The 968-nt window shown below is 56.5% G+C and carries 1 protein-coding gene; it reads left to right on the forward strand.

The genetic code is table 11. The features are described from left to right. Nucleotides 1–92: 92 nt before the first annotated feature. The coding region (locus GKO01_RS15695) for an IS481 family transposase (RefSeq protein WP_099287798.1) at nucleotides 93–968 on the forward strand (876 nt) is incomplete at its 3' end.

A 968-nucleotide genomic window follows, 5' to 3' on the forward strand; every position in this document is an offset into this window, starting at 1 on the left:
TGTCAGGTTGTGAGACATCATTGGGATGGTGTAGCGTGTGCGATACCGGGTTATGCCCCATGGTTTTCTTCCATTTGCAGGGAGAGCAAATGATGCTTCAGATCCATCCACAAGCCCGGACCACGCCTGTGGTGAGAGCGGAAATTGCCCGTTCTTCAGAACCGACATCTGTTCTGGCCCGTCGCTACGGGATCAGCGACGAAACGGTTCGTAAATGGCGGAAACGTGGACCGGACGCCTGCCAGGATCGCAGCAGCCGTCCCCGGAGGCTGGCTTGGAAAGCGACCGAAGAAGAGCGGGCCGTTGTCTGTCAGCTTCGACGCTCGACTGGTTTCGGCCTGGACGACCTGACCTTTGTTGTGCGGCATTTCCTGCCGCATCTGAACAGGGACTGCATCTGGCGCATTCTGAAAGACGCCGGACTGAACCGGCTGCCTCCTGTTCCAAAGACCGGACCTGTGCGTGGGAAGGGAAAGTTCCGGGATTACGATCCGGGTTATGTCCATATCGATGTGAAACACCTGCCCAAGCTACAGACGGCAAATGGAGAACGGCGGAAACGCTTTCTATATGTCGCCATTGATCGATGCTCCCGTTCGGTTCATCTGGCCGTGTACGACGCGGAGAACGCCGACAATGCCGTCGATTTCCTCAAGGCTGTCAAAACCGCCTTTCCTTTCCGGATCACCCATATCCTGACCGATCGCGGTTCCTGTTTTACGGCGAACGCCTTTGAAAAGGCCTGTCGCGACATGACGATCGACCGACGTCGGACGAAGGCGTATTCACCGCAGACCAACGGTATGGTGGAACGCTTCAATGGCCGCGTGGCGACAGAGGTGCTGCAGGTCTGTGTCTCCAGCCATAAAGATCTGGAAATCCTGCTCAGAGGCTTCTGTTTCGCTTACAATCATCGCCCGCAGCGTGTTCTAAACGGCATCACTCCCGACCAACGCATCACATCGTGG

The sequence above is a fragment of the Gluconobacter kondonii genome (genome assembly GCF_002723995.1).
GTDB lineage: Bacteria > Pseudomonadota > Alphaproteobacteria > Acetobacterales > Acetobacteraceae > Gluconobacter > Gluconobacter kondonii.